Here is an 18,179-nt window from a genome sequence, read left to right on the forward strand (position 1 = left end):
TTATAATATGTATAATAAAAATTAAACGAAACAACTAAAGTATAACAATATCATTCATTTTATTAAAAAATATAAATCCATAATGCATTATATCTGGATATAAAATTAGGATTTTTTATATTATAAAACCATATAAACCCCATGATATTTATCACTAATTATTGAAATATTATTATTTGAAACTCCTATTGAATCGCTGAAAGGAAGAGAAAATAGAAGTTTAGAAAGCCTATTCACAAAATTCAAACCTCATTTTAAATAAAAAAAAGGCTGCGATCAATAATCACAGCCTTTTCACAGTCTTCTAAAAAACGCCTATCTATTATAGACTATAAGAGCAGGTTCTACTTCCCAATTACAAATACTGCGGGAATTTTATGAAGTTCCGGCTTTTGTTTCTGCCAGTCTTTTATGGTTTTTGTTTTGATGAACTCATGTTCCGGATCGTTGATATTGGCAGCGATACAAAGTTTTGTATTGGGTGACAAAAACCTACATAAATCCTCCAACAGCTGGTTATTTCTGTAAGGTGTTTCCATGAAAATCTGTGAATATCCGGTCTTCTGAACAAGGTTTTCGAGGTTCATGATCTGTTTCTTTTTTTCACTTTTATCAATAGGAAGATAGCCGTGAAAAGTAAATTCCTGCCCATTGAATCCACTTGAGATCAAGGCAAGGATAATGGATGAAGGCCCTGAAATTGGAATCACTCTGATATTTTTCTCATGACACCATTTCACCATCAGATTTCCCGGGTCTGCAATACATGGCAACCCTGCTTCAGACAGCAGTCCGAAGTCCTGCCCTTTCAGCATAAGCTCCCGGGCTTCCTTGATATCTGTGCTTTCCGTGTATTTATCCAATAAAAACAATTTCAGATCAGCCTGCTTTTTTTCCGGAGCAAAAAATTTAACGACCTTTCGGGCAGTTTTCTCATTTTCCACAAAGAAATAATCGGTCTGCATGATATAATCCTTCACAACAGGTGAAAAATGGTTGATAGAAGTGTTTTCTGATAAATAAGCAGGGAGTAAAAAAAGCATTGTATTATTTTTAGTTCTTTCGTTGAGTGATGTTTATAGAAATATTTTACATTTTCATGTTTATTATTTTGACAGCTGGTTTTTGATAGCTTCACATCCTTTATCCAAAAGTTGAAAAACCGCTTCAAAATCTTTCATGTCTCCCCAATACGGATCGGGAACCTCAGTATTTTTACGATCTCCCATTACTTCTAAAAACAAAGATACTTTCTGACGTTCTTCTTCATTTTTGGTTTTAGAAACAACATCATTCAACACATCAATATCCATACAGTAGATCTTATCAAAGATCTCAAAATCTTTCCTGGTGATAGGTCTTGATCTTTGCTGCGATATATCTATATCATGATTAGCGGCAGTTTTAACAGCTCTTTTATCCGGATGCTCCCCTTCATGCAAGGAAATGGTTCCGGCTGAATCTACCATATAATCCTCCGGCAGTTTTGTTTTCATAATTCCTTCTGCCAATGGGCTCCTGCATATATTTCCCAGACAAACCATTAATATTTTCATGTTCCGTTTTATTTAAAAAAAGTCTTTTACTATAACAAAACTAAATAAAAAATGAAGAATACAACTATCCTTCATTTTAATTTATGTAAGCTCACCCTTACTTATTGTTTGATTCTTTCAGTAAGATCTTTTACGTATTTCTTGATTTCTTTATCAATTTTCGAAACGTCTTTGATAGTATCACAAGCATACATTACTGTTGAGTGATCTTTTCCTCCCATTTCTTCACCGATTTTAGTAAATGTAGAATTGGTGAATTCTTTGGAGAAGTACATGGCAAGCTGTCTTGGTAATGCGATCTCTCTTTTTCTTGTTTTTGAAAGCAGCTGCTCTTTTTTGATTCCAAAATAATCACAGACCACTTCCTGAATGTAAGGAATATTAATCACCTTTTTCTGGTTAGCTGCAATTCTGTTGATGGTTTCCTTAAGCAACTCAAGACTAAGATCTCTCTTGTATACGGTAGAGTAAGCGATCACAGAGTTAATAACCCCGATAAGCTCTCTCACATTGGTTTTCGTTTCAACAGCAAGGAAATCAAGCATATCATCGGGAAGAACGATCCCATCCCTACTTAGCTTATCCTCGATAATTTGTCTTCTTGTGGATAAATCAGGAGATTTTATTTCTGCGGAAAGCCCCCATTTGAAACGGGAAACAATTCTGTCCTGGATATCCATAATATCTGCAGGCGCTTTATCTGAGGTAAGGATAATCTGTTTTCCATTCTGATGCAGGTGGTCAAAAATATGGAAGAAACTATCCTGAGTAGCAGATTTACCAGACAGGAACTGAATATCATCAATAATCAGCACATCTACCATTTGATAGAAGTTTGCAAATTCAGTCTGTTTATGAGCTTTAGCAGCAGAGATAAACTGCTGGATAAATTTTTCAGAAGACAGATAAAGAACTACTTTATCCGGAAACTGATTTTTTACTTCAAGTCCAACAGCCTGTCCCAGGTGGGTTTTTCCAACTCCGTAACCTCCATATAAGAATAATGGGTTAAAAGCTGTTGCTCCAGGTCTTTTTGCAATGGATCTGGCTACAGTGGCTGCAAATTTATTGCTTTCTCCTTCCACATAACTATCAAATGAATAGTCAGGCTTCAGGTTAGAATCTATATTTACTTTTCTAATTCCAGGAACTACAAACGGATTTACAATATTAGCAGAGAATCCTTGTGGCATAGTTTCCTGTGTTTTTGGAGTAGGAACGCTTTGTCCTTTGATGTTCATGGTAACAGGTTTTTCTTCACCTTTTGGTCTGTTTTCCATCACAGAATACCATAATTTCACTCCTTTTCCAATATTTTTCTTCAGGGCAGCAGAAAGTAAGGACAGGTAATTGTCCTCTATATATTCCTTGTAAAAATCGCTCGGCACGATCAACGTAAGGTTGTTGGCCACCAATGAAAGCGGCTGAACCTTATCGAATAGCATATCGAAAGATTTTTCAAGTTTTTTAAGGTCAGAATTGTCTTCAGCAGCGTTCAGGTTATCGCGCATAAACTGAAGGCATTTCTGCCATATCATCATTAAATTGTCATCCATTTTTTAAGCCCCGATTATTCTTTGTTTGTACTGTGTTTAGAAGGAAGACAAAGGTCCAATATTTTCTTTTCAAAAAAAAATATTGCAGGTATTGATTATTTAAAAATATATTTGTATGTATAATTTAACATCTAAAATGATACACACAACCCACTCAATACGAGTACGTTACGCAGAGACAGACCCGATGAAATATGTATACTATGGCAATTACGCAACGTACTTCGAAGTAGCGAGAGTTGAACTCTTCAGAAGCATAGGAATTTCATACGATGAAATTGAAAACCAAGGAATTTGGCTGCCCGTTTCGGACTACAAAATTAAATATATCCGGCCTGCTTTGTACGATCAAAAATTAGAAATTCATACTTATGTAAAAAAAATTCCAGGGGTGAGGCTTGAATTTGAGTATGAAATTTACAATGAAGAGCATATTAAAATAACCGAAGCTTCCACTACTCTATTCTTTCTCGACGCAAAAACCAATAAAGTGATCAAGTGCCCGGATTTCCTGATGGAACTTATTGAGAAGAACTGGAAGAAATAGATCGTAGGTAGCAGGTTGTAGGTTGCAGGAATTAGAGAAATTACTCTGTGAAATATTAATGCAGGAGTATTGATGTCAATGGTCAATTTTGCTTCGCAAGTGAAAGGTGAATGTTTTAACGCAATTAAGATATATTTATCTCTACTTAACTAATAACAAAAGAAACCAGCAACAAAATAAACCAGCAACTCTCATCCGTAACAAAACACCCCACAATACGTATTCTATTTATGAATTAATTCGCACCTTTGTACCTTTATTTTAACCTCCTTTATATTATATATTATGAAGATTGCATTTTTGGGACCTCATGCCAGTTTTACCCAGCTTGCCGCAGCACAGCTTTTCCCTGATGACGAAATAGTACCACAGGCCAGCATTCTGGACTGTTTTAATGCTGTTGAAAGAGGAGAAGCATTAAAAGCCGTTGTACCTTTGGAAAACTCTATTGAAGGAACCGTCTCAATGACACTGGATTATTTATATAAAACTCCGTCTATTAAGATAGAAGCAGAAGCTGTAATGCCTATTGCCCATCATCTGATGATTCATCCGGGAAATTCTGTTGAGCATATGGAAAGAATATATTCTCACCCACAGGCTCTCGCACAGAGTTTTCATTTTCTGGACACTCATTATAAAGAAATTCCCAAACAGGACTTTTCCTCCACAGCAGCTGCAGCAAAATTTGTTTCTGAGAATCCCGAAACTCCAATTGCGGCAGTAGCCAATCAGTTTGCAGCCAATTTATATGGTTTGAAAATCGTAAACCGGAATATTCAGGATTTTGAACAGAACCATACCCGATTTATTATCATTTCCAAGGAGCAGAATAAATACCAAAATGATAAATTGGAAACACTGGGTGAAAAATCAGGAATGCTGATTACTCTTCCGGAAGATCATCCCGGTGGATTACATCAGGTTTTATCAGTTTTTGCATGGAGAAAAATGAATCTCAGTAAGATTGAATCCAGAACATTAAAAACAGGACTGGGAAATTACTTCTTCTTCATCAATGTTCAAGGGCCATGGAAAAAAGTCTTACATGAAAACGCCTTAAAAGAACTTGAATCTATCAATGCCAATGTAGATTTCCTTGGAAATTATAAAGAATTTCTTCTTGAAAGCTAGAAAAATCCATAAATCCATAAAAAGCACTGCCTTAACAGCAGTGTTTTTTTATTCATACTAAACAAAAGAAATAAAATTCAAATAACTTTTATAATAAATTATTTCACAAACAGCACATTCTGTCTGATAAAAAATAACCCACACAACAGAGAGAATTGTTTTTTATTAAAACACTGATAAACAACCAATTAATTTAAAAAACAAATATAATAAACAGTAATTAAATTATATACAATTATTAATCAAAATATAAACATATGTTTAAAAATATCACATTATATTAATACAAATATTACAAATACAACAATTCAGGGTATGATTTTTGTTGTATATTTGTCTAGCAACTAATTAAAATATTGATCATGAAAACTAAACTTTACAGCTTAATGTTAGCATGTGCTGCGTTACTATTATTCTCGCAAGTTGGTATCAATACAGCTAGCCCATCCGCAACCTTAGACGTAAATGGAACTATGAAAGTTCGCGTTACCCCTGCAGCTACAGCACTACCAGGATATCAAATTTTAGCACTCAATCAGGGAACTAATCAGGTTTTCTCCATGGATCCATCCTTAATAACAGCCGCTGCAGGAACCAATACTTCTGTCTATTCCGCAAAAAAAACAACAGGTATAACGCTCTTGAATCTAGGAGTTTTACCTTCTGATTTTCAACCTGTAAGCTTTGTACAAACTGATAGAACTATAGGAAGCGCTGCTTTGTTTACCAATGCTGACGGTTCTTATAATATTCCATCCACTGGAGTATATGCTGTTGGGTTCGCATTCAGATATGGAACAGGATTACAAGCTTCTTTATTATCAGGAGCTCCTGGTATCGCAATTGCAAGAACCAGATCCGGAATAACAACTCTTATAGACACACGTCCGTTCAGCGGTGTTAATCTTGCATTAGCAGTTAACTTAACACTTTCCGATTCCAGTATTAATTCTTTGTATTCATTTCAGGCAGGTGACAAAGTATCTTTCGGAATTGTAGATTCCGGTATTGTTTCAGCAGGATTATTAGGATCCAGTATTGCATCCTTCTACATTTATAAAGTATCAAACTAGTAAAAACATATTGTTAGTTATCTATACCATTTAGCCCATCGTTTATACCACGATGGGTTAATTTTTTTAATAGCATACAAAACATTTCTTTATATTTGATAAAACTAATGAAATGAATGAATTTGTTGCGGTCATCATCTTTATAATTATCTTCATTATTTTCAATAATCTGAATACCAAAATCAGAAAATTGGAGAAGGAGATTTCAGATCTTAATTATAAAATCAATAATATCCCTCCGGCTCAGACTGAAGTAATCTCTGAGAAAACTTCAACGGAAGAGACATTTATCCCACAACAAGGACAGCCTCAACAGGTTCATTTTGAAAACATAAAGCACGGCGAAGAAAGTGAAAAACTTCCAACAACAGGTCAAAAAGACCGGCTCACTCCTGTTTTTGATTTTTTAAAACAAAATGCGCTTACCATTATTGGTATTTTCACACTTGTTCTCGGAATCGGTTATTTTGTAAAATATGCCATTGATAAAAACTGGATTGGTGAAGCAGCAAGAGCAGGAATTGGTTTTTGTACCGGTGCAGGAATTATCATAACCGCCCATTTTCTCAGAAAAAATTACCAGGCCTTTTCTTCCATCATTACAGGAGGTGGTGTTGCTGTTCTGTATTTCACTGCCACCATTGCCTTCCGTGAATACCATCTGTTTACCCAGAATACGGCATTTATCATCACGGTACTGATTACTGCAGCCTCTATTATTCTATCCTATTATTATAAAAGTGAAGTACTGATTATCTTTTCGCTCATAGGAGGTTTTGCAGCTCCTCTCATGATAAGCACAGGACAAAGTAACTATCTTTTCCTTTTTATTTATATTACTCTTTTAAATACCGGAATGCTGGCCGTCTCTTTTCTGCAGCACTGGAAAAGCGTGGGATGGACAGCTTATATTTTTACCACAGGTTATCTTCTATCCTGGACTCATAAAAGCCCTGAGCTTTTAAACATCACCTTTTATCTTATCAGTTATGCAATTTTCTACATTTTTGCCCTGAATGACTATTTCAAAAGAAATATACTTTCAACCTCAGATATTTTAATACTTGCTCTCGCTAATTTTTCAAGTATTCTGGGGCTGCTTTATATTTTTGATACATTAAAATACGAACCTCCCATTATTTTTCCTCTTATCTTTACTGCTGTCAATTCTGTTCTGCTGTTTAGAGAATATAAACGGAAAGATTCCGGAGTTGCCTATTCCGTATTCGCAGGACTTGTTACCAGTCTTATTACAATTGCAGTTGCTATTCAGTTTAAAACCCACCTCATTACCAGCATTTGGGCAATAGAAACTACTCTTCTTCTTTTTATCTGGAAAAAAACCGGTCAGAAGATTTTCAAGATTTTCTTTTATATCCTGTTTCCATTAGTGATGATTGCCCAGCTCGTAACCTGGACTGATTATTTTGAAACAAAAGATCTCAATATCATATTCAATCCTCCGTTTATCACCAGTTCGTTTACCATTGTTTCCATAATAATTAATTTGTATTTATTAAGGAACTTCTCCAAAGAGCCCAATGGAAAAGAGAGTAACTTTTTTGAAGATCTTATTACGGTGATTAGCTATGGGGTCATTTACATCACTTTTCTTCTTGAGATTACGTACCATGTTTCAGAAATGCCATGGTCAGCCGTTGCCAGCACAGGACTTTTATTCAGTATTTATTATATTTTTGTTTTATTGCTTTTCAGAAAACTACTGAACATCAGAAACGACATCCAAAATATACTGATGTATCTGTTTTTTTTCCTGATTGCAATAAACACCTCTGTATCTACGCTTCCCGTTGTGACGGCTATCTTAACAAAGACACTCCATTTAAGTTTTTATTTCCTGCATCTGCTACAATGGATTCCTTTTATATATGTATGGTACAGGATTATTCCTTCTTCAGCGTTCCACAAACAACAGGTTTCTTACTGGATGCTATCTTTAGCACTCATTATCTCTGTAAGTTGCGAATTTCATCATGCTTATATTTTAATGACCTCCAATGACCTTCCTCATTCTTACAAAGCAAGTGAACATTTCAATATTCTTTATCTTCCTATTATATGGACAATTCTTGCCAGCATCTTTATTTATACCGGCTTGAAAAAGAATATTCAGGAATACAACAAGATTGGCTTTGCATTGGTAGGCCTTATGGTATTAAAACTTTATGGTTACGATGTGTGGCAGATGGATAATATTTCAAGAATCAGCGCCTTTATTGTTCTCGGAATTATTTTATTGCTAAGCTCTTTCACTTTTCAGCGCCTGAAAAACATGATCAGAAATATGGTGGATAAAAAAGATAAAAAGGAAGAAAGCACAGACTAACAATAATGGTAAAAGTTTTTATTTCTAAATAATATTTAAAACAATTCAATATTTTATTCAAATTTTACAAAAAATAACTATATTTATCACGTTTTTAACAGTTACATATTCTGATTATGAAAAAATTACTCTACTCTTTTTTACTCCTGTCCTCAGCTGCTCTATTTGCCCAGCAAAAAAATCCTGCTGTGAAGTTCGCAGTGGCTGATAACGCCATTGGGACAGTAGAATTATTCAATACAAAAAAGAACGCATTACAGGTTTTAAAAGTATACAATACTCCCTCAGGCTTTCCCCAAAGTTTAAAAAAATACAGTTCTGTTTTTACAAAAGGAGTTACCGAATATAAGTTCAAAAACGGAGAAAATATTCTGGACAGAATGCCATTATCGTCCATCAACGTACAATACAATATTCCGGCAGACAATCCGGTATTTATTGAAGGATATGAATTTACGGATACCAATACTATGATCTATCCTGAAATCAAAAAAAGAACGGAAACAAAAGATTATAACGGTAAGAAAACATTATTTATTTATACTACCGAATAATTGAATACTATAAAAAAGGATGCTAAAAAACAGCATCCTTTTTATTTTAATATTTATTGTTCCATTTTTTCTTGAGTTCCTCATAGATTTTCTTCTCCGTAGCATTATTTCCCGGTTCGTACAGTTTGACATTTCTTATTTCTTCCGGAAGAAAATCCTGTTCTACAAAGTTTCCTTCGTAGGAATGGGCATATTTATATTCTTTTCCATAATCCAGATCTTTCATTAGTTTGGTAGGCGCATTTCTCAAATGAAGCGGCACAGGCAGATTTCCCGTCTGTTTTACCAAAGCTAAAGCCTCATTGATAGCCATATATGCAGAATTGCTTTTAGGTGAAACCGCCAGATACACCGCTGTTTCACTTAATATAATCCTTGCTTCAGGATTCCCGATTACATTAATCGCCTGAAAACAGTTGTTGGCAACCACCAAAGCATTGGGATTAGCCAAACCCACATCTTCAGCTGCCAAAATAAGCATTCTCCTTGCAATAAACTTAATATCTTCTCCTCCGGCAATCATTCTGGCCAGCCAATACACCGCTCCGTTCGGATCACCTCCACGCATAGATTTGATAAAAGCTGAAATGATATCATAATGCTGTTCTCCGTTTTTATCATAAAGAGCCATTGTCTCCTGCAAAACTTCCAGTACATCAGAATTAATAATTTCTGTTGTCCCGGAATTTTTATATTGATTCAAAACCAGTTCTACGGAATTGATCAGTTTTCTCGCATCACCGCCGGAATACTGGATGAAAGCTTCTTTTTCAAGGATTGTAAAATCTGTTCCTTCATCTTTATTGTATCTTTCTGAAGCAATATCAATTAGCTCCTCCAGCTTTTCGTAGCTTAAGGCTTTTAAAACATAGACCTGGCTTCTTGACAGGAGTGCCGAGACCACCTCAAAACTTGGATTCTCGGTAGTTGCTCCAATCAAAACAATCCATCCTTTCTCTACTGCATGTAATAATGAATCCTGCTGCGACTTATTAAACCGGTGAATCTCATCAATAAATAAGATAGGTGATTTCCCAGAGAACAGATTCTGTTTTTTGGCATCTTCAATTACATCCCTTACGTCTTTTACCCCTGAAGAAACTGCCGAAAGTTTATAAAACTTCCTCCCAGACTGTTCTGAGATAATTTCAGCCAGCGTAGTTTTTCCTGTTCCGGGAGGTCCCCAGAATATCAGTGAATTGAGGGTATTATTTTCAATCATTTTTCTGATTGTTCCTTTATCGCCTGTAAGGTGCTCCTGTCCCAATACATCGTTCAGGGTTTTAGGTCTTAATTTTTCAGCTAATGGAATATTTTGATTCAAAGTAATTCTTTTTTTAAGATCAATGTCCGGATTTCTGATCTCCGAAACTTATAACAAATTTAAACTAATTTTCATTTTTTTACCCTATTTTTGCATTGTTTTGAAACTTACATTCAATAAAATCATTACATTTCCGCTGGTAATTTTGATCAAATTTTACCAATGGTTCATCTCGCCCTTACTTCCCAAAAACTGCCGTTACGAACCTACCTGTTCTCATTATATGATTGAGTCCCTTCAGGTACATGGTGTTTTTAAAGGTTTCTGGCTGGGATTTAAAAGAATTTTAAGATGCCATCCTTGGGGAGGAAGCGGTTATGATCCTGTTCCACCCAAACATAAATGTCAATAATCAAACTATTAAATCAATAGAAAAATGAATACTATCTTTTTCAGAATTTATCTTGTGCTGTTTGCGTTTACAACGCAGCTTCTTTTTGCACAGGAATACCCTGGGGGTTTATCTGACGGAACTTTAGATATCAACGGAAGCAATATTCCTGTAAAAATCTATTCTACTACAGAGATGGGAGACCTTACGGCTTTTCCGGACAGAGAATCAGATAAGAACCAGTCTTTTGTTGTCATCCTTAATGAATCTAGTTTTGAACCTGCTTATTATAATTATGGAGCTTCCACTTTAGCAAAGTACAAGGATTCAAAATATCAGTTTTTCGATAAAAATTTTAAACTGATTGATACCGGTGTTACCAAAGAAAACATCACCACTTTTAAATATGCTGTAAAATCTGTAAAGCCTATCACTGATTCTGATAAAGTAGAGCTTAAAACTTCTTTTAAAATATGGGATCCTTCAAAGGGTATTCACATTGGATCATTTATGCTTCACTTTTATAGTTTGATGTTTGTTTTTGCATTTGGCTTCGGGTATGTTTTAATGATGAGAATCTTTAAGATTGATAATGTGAATCAAAAATACCTTGAACCTCTGTTCACATGGACATTGATCGGGACTATTCTGGGAGCAAGATTAGGACATGTTATCTTTTATCAGCCGGAATTATTTAAAGAAGATTTCTGGAGCGTATTTTTACCCATCAGCACAAAAAACGGGTTTAAGTTTACGGGATTTTCAGGATTGGCAAGCCACGGAGCTACCATTGCTTTGATTTTCACTACGCTGTATTATTCATTTAAAATTATTAAGAAAAATCCTTTCTGGGTATATGACAGATTGGGTATTGTAGTCGCTTTAGGAGGAGCATTTGTAAGAATGGGGAACTTTTTCAACTCTGAAATTGTTGGTAAACCAGCTGATCCCAACTCTCCGTTTGCTCTTCTTTTCCCGCAGCAGAGCAGTGAGTATGGTCTTACTGTACCCCGTTATCCAAGCCAGTTATTTGAAGCGGCAGGATATGTTCTTCTCTTTATCTTATTGTGGGTACTTTACAGAAAAACAGATAAAAAATATCAGCAGGGATGGTTATTCGGTCTGTTCTTTATCATTCTTTGGGCTATCAGATTCTTTGTAGAGTTCCTTAAAGAACCACAGGGAGATGAGTTTATCCAGATTGGAGGTCTGAATACGGGTCAGGTTCTTTCAATTCCTTTTATGATTGCAGGGGTTGTCATCATGATTGTTTCCAAGAAATTTAAAATCACAGAAGAAGAGAACGCAAAGCCGGAATAATTGAAGACTAAACGTTTTATTCAGCAATAAAAAAATAAAAAGGCAAATTTGTAAAATACAGATTTGCCTTTTTAAATATTTTAAAATCATTGACTTCTTTGTCTGTTCGCCTTATTACAGATTCCTTTCTGCTTTCCTGTTCAGTTCCTCAAAAACAGTCCCCAACGCATCAATAACATCAGTAGGCAGCATCGATTCTTTTGAATGCTTTTCTGAAGCTACATCCGCAGCTCTGCCATGTAACCACACACCAAGAATACAAGTCTCTTCCTCGGAATATTTCTGGGCCAGCAGCGAAGTAAGAATTCCGGTAAGAATATCTCCGCTTCCGCCCTTTGCCAGCCCTGCATTTCCCGTTATATTGTAAAATACCTTCCCATGCGGAGTAATGATCTGCGTGTGATGATCTTTCAGAATGATATAAAGATTAAGTTCTTTTGCCTTTTTTCTGGCCAGTTCAAGTCTTTTAAAAGAATTGTCTGTATTTCCGAAAAGTCGCTCAAACTCTTTCGGATGAGGGGTTATGATTGATTTTTTGGGAATCAGTTTCAAATTCTTCTGATCTTTTGAAATAATATTCAACGCATCTGCATCCAGAACCAACGGCTGAGAATGGCTTTTCAAAAAACTCAAAAAGCTTTTCTCTGTTCCGGAATGAGTTCCCAAACCGGGTCCTACACCACAGGTAACATCTTTATCAGTCTCAAAATTGAATATAAATGTATCCCCTCCTTTTATAAACATGGCCTCAGGACAAGAGAGCTGCAAAATGTCATACCCACATTCCGGAGCGAGTGTAAAGGTAAGCCCTGCCCCTGTTTTCAACGCCGATCGTGTTGCCAGCACTGCAGCTCCTATTTTTCCGTAGCTGCCTCCTACGATAACTGCCTTACCATAAGTTCCTTTATGAGAAAATTCCTGTCTCGGAATGAATATCGAACCAATCAGCTGATCATCAATCACAGAGTAATCAGAACCGGTTGTTTCTGCGTATGTTTTACTTAAATCAATATCCAGCAGTACTACTTTTCCTGTATATTTTCCGGTTTCAGGATGAAGAAAGGTTCTTTTCCAACATTGGAAAGTCAACGTATAATCAGCTTTCAGAATAACAGAACTATCATCAAATATTCCATCTGCAGACAATCCTGAAGGGATATCGATGGATATTTTACTATTTTTTTTATTATTCAATTGTTCAACAAGCTTTTTATTATCTCCTTCCAATGGTCTGGATAATCCTGTTCCAAAAAGAGCATCTACAATAATTGTTTTCTCATCGAAATTATAGTGTTCACCGGGGCTCAATTTTCTGACCGAAATTCCCGACAAATCGCGAAGTCTTTTCAAATTTACAGAAGCATCTTCTGAAAATTTCCTTTTGGAATCACCAACAAATACATCCACATCAAAACCTTTCAGATAAAGTATTCTTGCGACAGCCAGGCCGTCACCTCCGTTATTTCCGTTACCACAGAATACAGCAAGTTTCTTATGGTTTTTACAGTGCTCCGAAATCCAATGAGCTGCAGCCATTGAAACTCTTTCCATTAATTGAATAGAAGAAACAGGCTCATGGGAGATGGTAAACTGATCCCAGCTGCGTATCTGTTCTGCGGTGAAAACTTTCATAGGTAAAACAAACTTTTAAGCAAATTACAAAAGATTTTTTATTATGATATCACGTCATTAATAAAAATAAAAAGTCATCATTAATGAAATAATGTATTGATATAATGTTGGCATATTCATTAAAACAGATGATAGAAATTCTGCATAAAATTCAATATTTTGGGAACAAAAAACTATAAAAACGTAGTGTTTTTTACATTTTTTAATTATATTTTTGTGTTTATGCTAATTAAAAAAATATAAATTATGGGATTTGTAAAAGAATTTAAAGAGTTTGCCTTTAAGGGTAATGTTCTCGATCTTGCTGTCGGTGTGATCATTGGGGCAGCATTTGGTAAAATTGTTTCCTCTTTAGTGGAAGATGTAATCACTCCTCTGATACTCAACCCGGCATTAAAAGCAGCCGGTGCAGAAAACATTTCAAAACTTTCATGGAATGGTGTTGCTTACGGAAATTTTATTTCCGCAGTAATCAGTTTTCTTTGTATTGCGATGGTTCTTTTCTGGATCATTAAATTCGCCAATAAAGTAAACAAAAAAGAGGCTCCAGCTCCTGCCGGACCTACAGAAGATCAAAAATTACTGATGGAGATCAGAGATTTGCTGAAAAGCAAAAATATCTAGTCTGCAAACAACAGTTTAAAATAAAAAAGCACCTCGGTTAGCAGACCGAGGTGCTTTTATTTATGATCCATTTCAAATTATTGAATCTGTAAGATACTTGAAATCTGCTCTGCAAGGGAAAGCCCTATTCGATCCTGTGCTTCAAGAGTAGAGGCTCCTGTGTGCGGGGTAAGAGAGATTTTGGAATGAGTAAGAATTTCTTTGGATGGTGTTGGCTCATTAATGAAAACATCTAATCCGGCAAATCTTACTTTGCCTGAGTCCAAAGCCTCAATTAAAGCCGCTTCATCAATAACCCCACCTCTTGAACAGTTTACAATAGCCACTCCGTCTTTCATGATTTCAAATTCATTCTTTCCGATCATGTAACCGTCCTTCTGTGCAGGAACGTGTAAAGTAATGAAATCTGAATGTTTTAAAACATCCTGTAACGGCTCTGTTTCGATATCAACATTGATGAACTGATTGTTGTAAAATTTCACTTTGATACTTGCTCTTCCTACATTATTATCAGCAGCAACCACTCTCATCCCAAGTCCTAAAGCAATTCTTGCCACTTCCTGACCGATCCTTCCCATTCCTACAATTCCAATGGTTTTTCCTCTCAATTCGATACCTGCAGCATATGCTTTTTTAAGACCTGCAAATTCAGTATCTCCTACAACCGGCATTCTTCTGTTCGAATCCTGAAGGAATCTTGCCCCGGAAAACAAATGGGCGAAAACAAGCTCCGCCACAGATTCCGAAGAAGCTGAAGGGGTATTGATCACATGGATTCCTTTTTCTCTTGCATAATCTACGTCAATATTATCCATACCAACACCTCCTCTCCCAATAATGTCGATGGACGGACATCCGTCTATAATATCTTTTCTTACCTGTGTAGCACTTCTAACCAATAATGTGCGGATTTTGTGTTCATTAATATAATCTACTAAAAACTCCTGTGGAACTTTTGTAGTGATCACTTCAAAGCCTTTTTCTGTCAATGCATCTATTCCAGATTGATCCAGGCCGTCGTTTGCTAAAACTTTCATAAAATATCAAGTATATTAAAAAATGAAAGATTTAAAAATTAAAGGAACAGGTTCGCATTTAATCTTTAAATCTTTGAATTATATTTTTATTCTCCGTCTTCTTTGAATACTTCAATGGTTACTTGTTTTTCTACCAAATCCGTAAATCTTCCTTTGTATCTTGTAGCTCTTACCAGGTGGTTGTCTATCCAGTGATAATTTCCTCCTCTAGGTTTTCCGCAAAGCACACTGTGGTATTTGAAGCCATTCTTATCCAGCCAGTCGATTGTGATTTGTTTCAGATTTTCGGTTCTTGAAGTAAAAAAGCAGATCTGATGTCCTTCGTCATACCATCTGTTGATCGTTTCCAGGGCATCAGGATATGGTTCGCAGGTAACCATTCTTTCGGGCTCTTCATTGGGAACGTCATCAGTAATGGTTCCGTCGATATCTATTAAGTAATTTTTTATTCCATCCTTTAGAATAGGACTAATGTGTTCAATGTATTCTAATTCCATCATTAAATATTAAGTAACAAAGTTAGCGTTTTTACAACTATCAGGCATGATAATCTCGCTTTATGTTAATATTTTACTATAAAAACTATTATTTAAAGAATAACATCAATATTTTATTCGTTATTTAACTGCAAATGGTTAAAATTTTTCGTTTTTAATTTTCTTTTAATAAAAAGTTGTTAAAACTTTACCCAACCACAAAAGTCACAAAAGGTTTTAATTTAAAATGATACCGCAGAAAAGTTCACACAAGAGGAATATTTCGACTTCGCTCAATAGGCAAAGATTTTCGCAAAACCTGAGTGTACATATTAAGCATAAGGCTTGGTTCTGAAAACTTAAGTGTTTAAAACTTTTGTGTCTTTTGTGGTTAAAATAATGAATATAAAGTTTAAACAACCTCGAAGTAAATCAGGATTACAGATAAAACAAATCGGAGAATGATAATTTTACCCGTTACTTTTTATGTTTCCCTTTATCTTGTTATCATTATTATAAAAAGCATGATGTTTATCTAAAAATTTCCAAAATACATTTATTACTCTTACATTTGTAGGAATGGAAGAATTTGTCGTTTTAGTAAACCCTGAAGATGAAGTTTTAGGACTGATGGAAAAACAGCAGGCTCACATCAATGGCCTGTTACACCGTGCTTTTTCTGTATTTCTTTTCAACAGTAAAGGAGAAATGCTTCTTCAGAAACGGGCTTCAGGGAAGTATCATTCTCCCAACCAATGGACCAATGCGGTTTGCTCACACCCGCGAGAAGGGGAAACTTATCAGGAAGGAGCGGTACGAAGGCTGAAGGAAGAACTGGGAATTGAAGCGGAACTTTCAGAAAAATTCAATTTTATTTACAAAGCAGATGTAGGCGGTGGTCTGTGGGAACACGAGCTGGATCATGTGTTTGTGGGAAGTCATGAAGCTGATTTCAATTTAAATAAAGAAGAAGTGGAAGAAGTAAGATTCATTTCCATGGAAGAGCTGGACAAGGAAATTTCCGAACATCCTGAAAATTTTACGGAATGGTTTAAAATCATCCTCGAAGAATATAAACACCATTTTTAATGATGAAAAAAATATTGTTCTTTTCTGCTCTTTTGACAGGAAGTCTGTTTTTTGCCCAAAAAGCAGGTGTATTTGACACTCCAAATTACTCTATCAATGTTCCTGAAGGCTGGAAATCCACTAATGACAGCGAGATTATCAACATTTTCCCTACCAGCCAGATCGGAGCTATTACCATTTCGGAATACCATGATCTTCCGCTGCCCAAGGAAGAAGTAAAAAAATTCATTCTGGCCCTTTATCAATCCCATGATGAAGAGAAAAAAGTAAAAGAAAAGAAGAGCCAGAAAGGGTATACAGAATATTTCTATGAACATTTCGATGAAAAAGAGAAGCTGTTCTGGATCACCAAAGCTTTTCAGAAAGACAAAAACTTATATTTAGTTTCCATCAATTGTGGCCAGAAGTTCTGGAACGGAAACTATATGACCTTATTCAATGAGACTTTTAACAGTTTTAAAATAAAGAAATAAAAATTAAATATGAAGAAAACAGCCTTGTACGACAAACATGTTTCTTTGGGAGCTAAGATCGTACCTTTCGCAGGTTTTGAAATGCCTGTTCAATACTCAGGGGTTACAGAAGAGCACTTTGCCGTAAGAGAAAAAGCAGGATTATTTGATGTTTCCCACATGGGACAGTTTTTCATCGAAGGACCAGGCTCAAAAGATCTTTTACAATTGGTAACTACCAATAATGTAGATGCTCTTGAAAACGGAAAAGCACAGTATTCTTGTCTTCCGAACGAAAACGGAGGAATTGTAGATGACCTTATCGTTTACAAAATGGAAGATGACAAATATTTTGTGGTAGTAAATGCATCCAACATCGACAAAGACTGGAATCATATTTCAAAATATAACACTTTCGGAGCTAAAATGACCAACGCTTCTGATGAGATGTCTTTATTGGCAGTTCAGGGGCCTAAAGCTACTGAAATCCTTCAAAAACTTACAGATGTAAACCTTTCAGAAATCCCTTACTATCATTTCACTGTAGGAAGTGTTGCAGGAGAAAATAATGTGATCATTTCAAACACCGGATACACAGGAAGCGGAGGTTTTGAGATTTATTTCAACAATGCCAGTGCTGAAAAACTTTGGGATGCTGTAATGGAAGCTGGTAAAGAAGAAGGAATGATTCCTTGCGGATTGGCTGCCAGAGATACTTTAAGATTAGAAAAAGGATTCTGTCTGTACGGAAATGATATCGATGATACTACCTCTCCTATTGAAGCTGGTTTAGGATGGATCACTAAGTTTGATAAAGACTTCGTTTCTAAAGATGTTTTCGCAAAACAGAAAGAAGAAGGTATTACAAGAAAATTAGTAGGTTTTGAACTTACAGATAAAGGAGTTCCAAGACACGACTATCCTGTAGTGGATGCAGAAGGAAACGTAATCGGAAAAGTAACTTCAGGAACACAGTCTCCAATGAAAAAAGTAGGTTTGGGCCTTGCTTATGTGGACAAACCTCACTTCAAATTAGGGTCTGAGATCTTTATTCAGGTAAGAAACAAGAACATTCCTGCAAAAGTGGTGAAAGCTCCTTTTGTATAATTGAAAAAAAATAGCAAAAA

The 18,179-nt window shown here is 35.6% G+C and carries 18 protein-coding genes; 11 read left to right on the forward strand and 7 right to left on the reverse strand.

What is annotated here, in order from left to right; translation table 11 throughout:
- Positions 1–344 precede the first annotated feature (344 nt).
- The 3 genes from C8D70_RS10505 to dnaA form a co-directional block, all read right to left on the reverse strand.
- Positions 345–1,043: an SAM-dependent methyltransferase gene (locus tag C8D70_RS10505; RefSeq protein WP_110367284.1), complete on the reverse strand. Its 699-nt coding sequence runs from the start codon at positions 1,041–1,043 to the stop codon at positions 345–347.
- Positions 1,044–1,106: 63 nt separating this feature from the next.
- Complete coding sequence (locus C8D70_RS10510; RefSeq protein ID WP_110367285.1) at positions 1,107–1,556, reverse strand: low molecular weight protein-tyrosine-phosphatase; 450 nt, start codon at positions 1,554–1,556, stop codon at positions 1,107–1,109.
- A 101-nt stretch (positions 1,557–1,657) separates the two neighbouring features.
- Positions 1,658–3,112 carry a chromosomal replication initiator protein DnaA gene (gene dnaA / locus C8D70_RS10515; protein ID WP_076594230.1) on the reverse strand — a complete coding sequence of 485 codons (1,455 nt, stop codon included), beginning with the start codon at positions 3,110–3,112 and terminating at the stop codon, positions 1,658–1,660.
- 136 nt (positions 3,113–3,248) lie between these two features.
- Between dnaA and C8D70_RS10520 the strand changes: the two genes are divergently transcribed.
- The 5 genes from C8D70_RS10520 to C8D70_RS10540 all read left to right on the forward strand — a co-directional run bounded on the left by C8D70_RS10520 (position 3,249) and on the right by C8D70_RS10540 (position 8,767).
- The gene (locus C8D70_RS10520) at positions 3,249–3,659 is read left to right on the forward strand and encodes an acyl-CoA thioesterase (protein ID WP_076594229.1); all 411 of its coding nucleotides are present in this window, start codon (positions 3,249–3,251) and stop codon (positions 3,657–3,659) included.
- 285 nt (positions 3,660–3,944) lie between these two features.
- Positions 3,945–4,793 (forward strand): prephenate dehydratase, encoded by an 849-nt coding sequence (gene pheA / locus C8D70_RS10525; protein ID WP_076594228.1) that lies wholly within the window; start codon positions 3,945–3,947, stop codon positions 4,791–4,793.
- Between the two features lie 362 nt (positions 4,794–5,155).
- A complete protein-coding gene (locus C8D70_RS10530; RefSeq protein WP_076594227.1) occupies positions 5,156–5,866 on the forward strand; it encodes a hypothetical protein in 711 nt (236 codons plus the stop codon).
- A 112-nt stretch (positions 5,867–5,978) separates the two neighbouring features.
- Positions 5,979–8,213: a DUF2339 domain-containing protein gene (locus C8D70_RS10535; protein WP_110367286.1), complete on the forward strand. Its 2,235-nt coding sequence runs from the start codon at positions 5,979–5,981 to the stop codon at positions 8,211–8,213.
- Positions 8,214–8,329: 116 nt separating this feature from the next.
- Entirely contained in the window at positions 8,330–8,767 is a 438-nt protein-coding gene (locus C8D70_RS10540) for a hypothetical protein (protein ID WP_076594225.1), read from the forward strand.
- A gap of 46 nt (positions 8,768–8,813) precedes the next feature.
- Here C8D70_RS10540 and C8D70_RS10545 read toward each other — a convergent pair whose 3' ends face one another.
- Positions 8,814–10,091 (reverse strand): replication-associated recombination protein A, encoded by a 1,278-nt coding sequence (locus C8D70_RS10545; protein ID WP_110367287.1) that lies wholly within the window; start codon positions 10,089–10,091, stop codon positions 8,814–8,816.
- A gap of 100 nt (positions 10,092–10,191) precedes the next feature.
- On the opposite strand from C8D70_RS10545, the gene yidD reads away from it, so the two are divergent.
- Complete coding sequence (gene yidD, locus C8D70_RS10550; protein WP_034695943.1) at positions 10,192–10,443, forward strand: membrane protein insertion efficiency factor YidD; 252 nt, start codon at positions 10,192–10,194, stop codon at positions 10,441–10,443.
- A gap of 450 nt (positions 10,444–10,893) precedes the next feature.
- Positions 10,894–11,742 carry a prolipoprotein diacylglyceryl transferase gene (gene lgt / locus C8D70_RS10555; protein ID WP_228408016.1) on the forward strand — a complete coding sequence of 283 codons (849 nt, stop codon included), beginning with the start codon at positions 10,894–10,896 and terminating at the stop codon, positions 11,740–11,742.
- Positions 11,743–11,856: 114 nt separating this feature from the next.
- Here the strand turns inward: lgt and C8D70_RS10560 are convergent, their stop codons facing one another.
- Positions 11,857–13,374, reverse strand: coding sequence for an NAD(P)H-hydrate dehydratase (locus C8D70_RS10560; protein ID WP_110367289.1), 1,518 nt, complete (start codon positions 13,372–13,374; stop codon positions 11,857–11,859).
- Positions 13,375–13,620: 246 nt separating this feature from the next.
- Here C8D70_RS10560 and mscL point away from each other — a divergent pair, with 246 nt between their 5' ends.
- Positions 13,621–13,998 carry a large conductance mechanosensitive channel protein MscL gene (gene mscL, locus C8D70_RS10565; protein ID WP_076594222.1) on the forward strand — a complete coding sequence of 126 codons (378 nt, stop codon included), beginning with the start codon at positions 13,621–13,623 and terminating at the stop codon, positions 13,996–13,998.
- 77 nt (positions 13,999–14,075) lie between these two features.
- Here mscL and C8D70_RS10570 read toward each other — a convergent pair whose 3' ends face one another.
- The gene (locus C8D70_RS10570; RefSeq protein WP_076594221.1) at positions 14,076–15,035 is read right to left on the reverse strand and encodes a D-2-hydroxyacid dehydrogenase; all 960 of its coding nucleotides are present in this window, start codon (positions 15,033–15,035) and stop codon (positions 14,076–14,078) included.
- A gap of 86 nt (positions 15,036–15,121) precedes the next feature.
- Positions 15,122–15,532 (reverse strand): phosphoheptose isomerase, encoded by a 411-nt coding sequence (locus tag C8D70_RS10575; protein ID WP_076594524.1) that lies wholly within the window; start codon positions 15,530–15,532, stop codon positions 15,122–15,124.
- Between the two features lie 558 nt (positions 15,533–16,090).
- Between C8D70_RS10575 and idi the strand changes: the two genes are divergently transcribed.
- From idi to gcvT, 3 genes are read left to right on the forward strand one after another with little or no spacing between them, the layout of a single operon-like run.
- Positions 16,091–16,600 (forward strand): isopentenyl-diphosphate Delta-isomerase, encoded by a 510-nt coding sequence (gene idi, locus C8D70_RS10580; RefSeq protein ID WP_110367290.1) that lies wholly within the window; start codon positions 16,091–16,093, stop codon positions 16,598–16,600.
- Positions 16,600–17,073, forward strand: coding sequence for a hypothetical protein (locus C8D70_RS10585; protein ID WP_076594219.1), 474 nt, complete (start codon positions 16,600–16,602; stop codon positions 17,071–17,073). The genes idi and C8D70_RS10585 overlap by 1 nt, the downstream gene beginning before the upstream one ends.
- A gap of 9 nt (positions 17,074–17,082) precedes the next feature.
- On the forward strand, positions 17,083–18,159 hold the full coding sequence (gcvT, locus tag C8D70_RS10590; protein ID WP_110367291.1) for a glycine cleavage system aminomethyltransferase GcvT: 1,077 nt from the start codon (positions 17,083–17,085) through the stop codon (positions 18,157–18,159).
- Positions 18,160–18,179: the final 20 nt, after the last annotated feature.

The sequence above is a fragment of the Chryseobacterium sp. CBTAP 102 genome, from assembly GCF_003201365.1.
Classification (GTDB): domain Bacteria; phylum Bacteroidota; class Bacteroidia; order Flavobacteriales; family Weeksellaceae; genus Chryseobacterium; species Chryseobacterium candidae.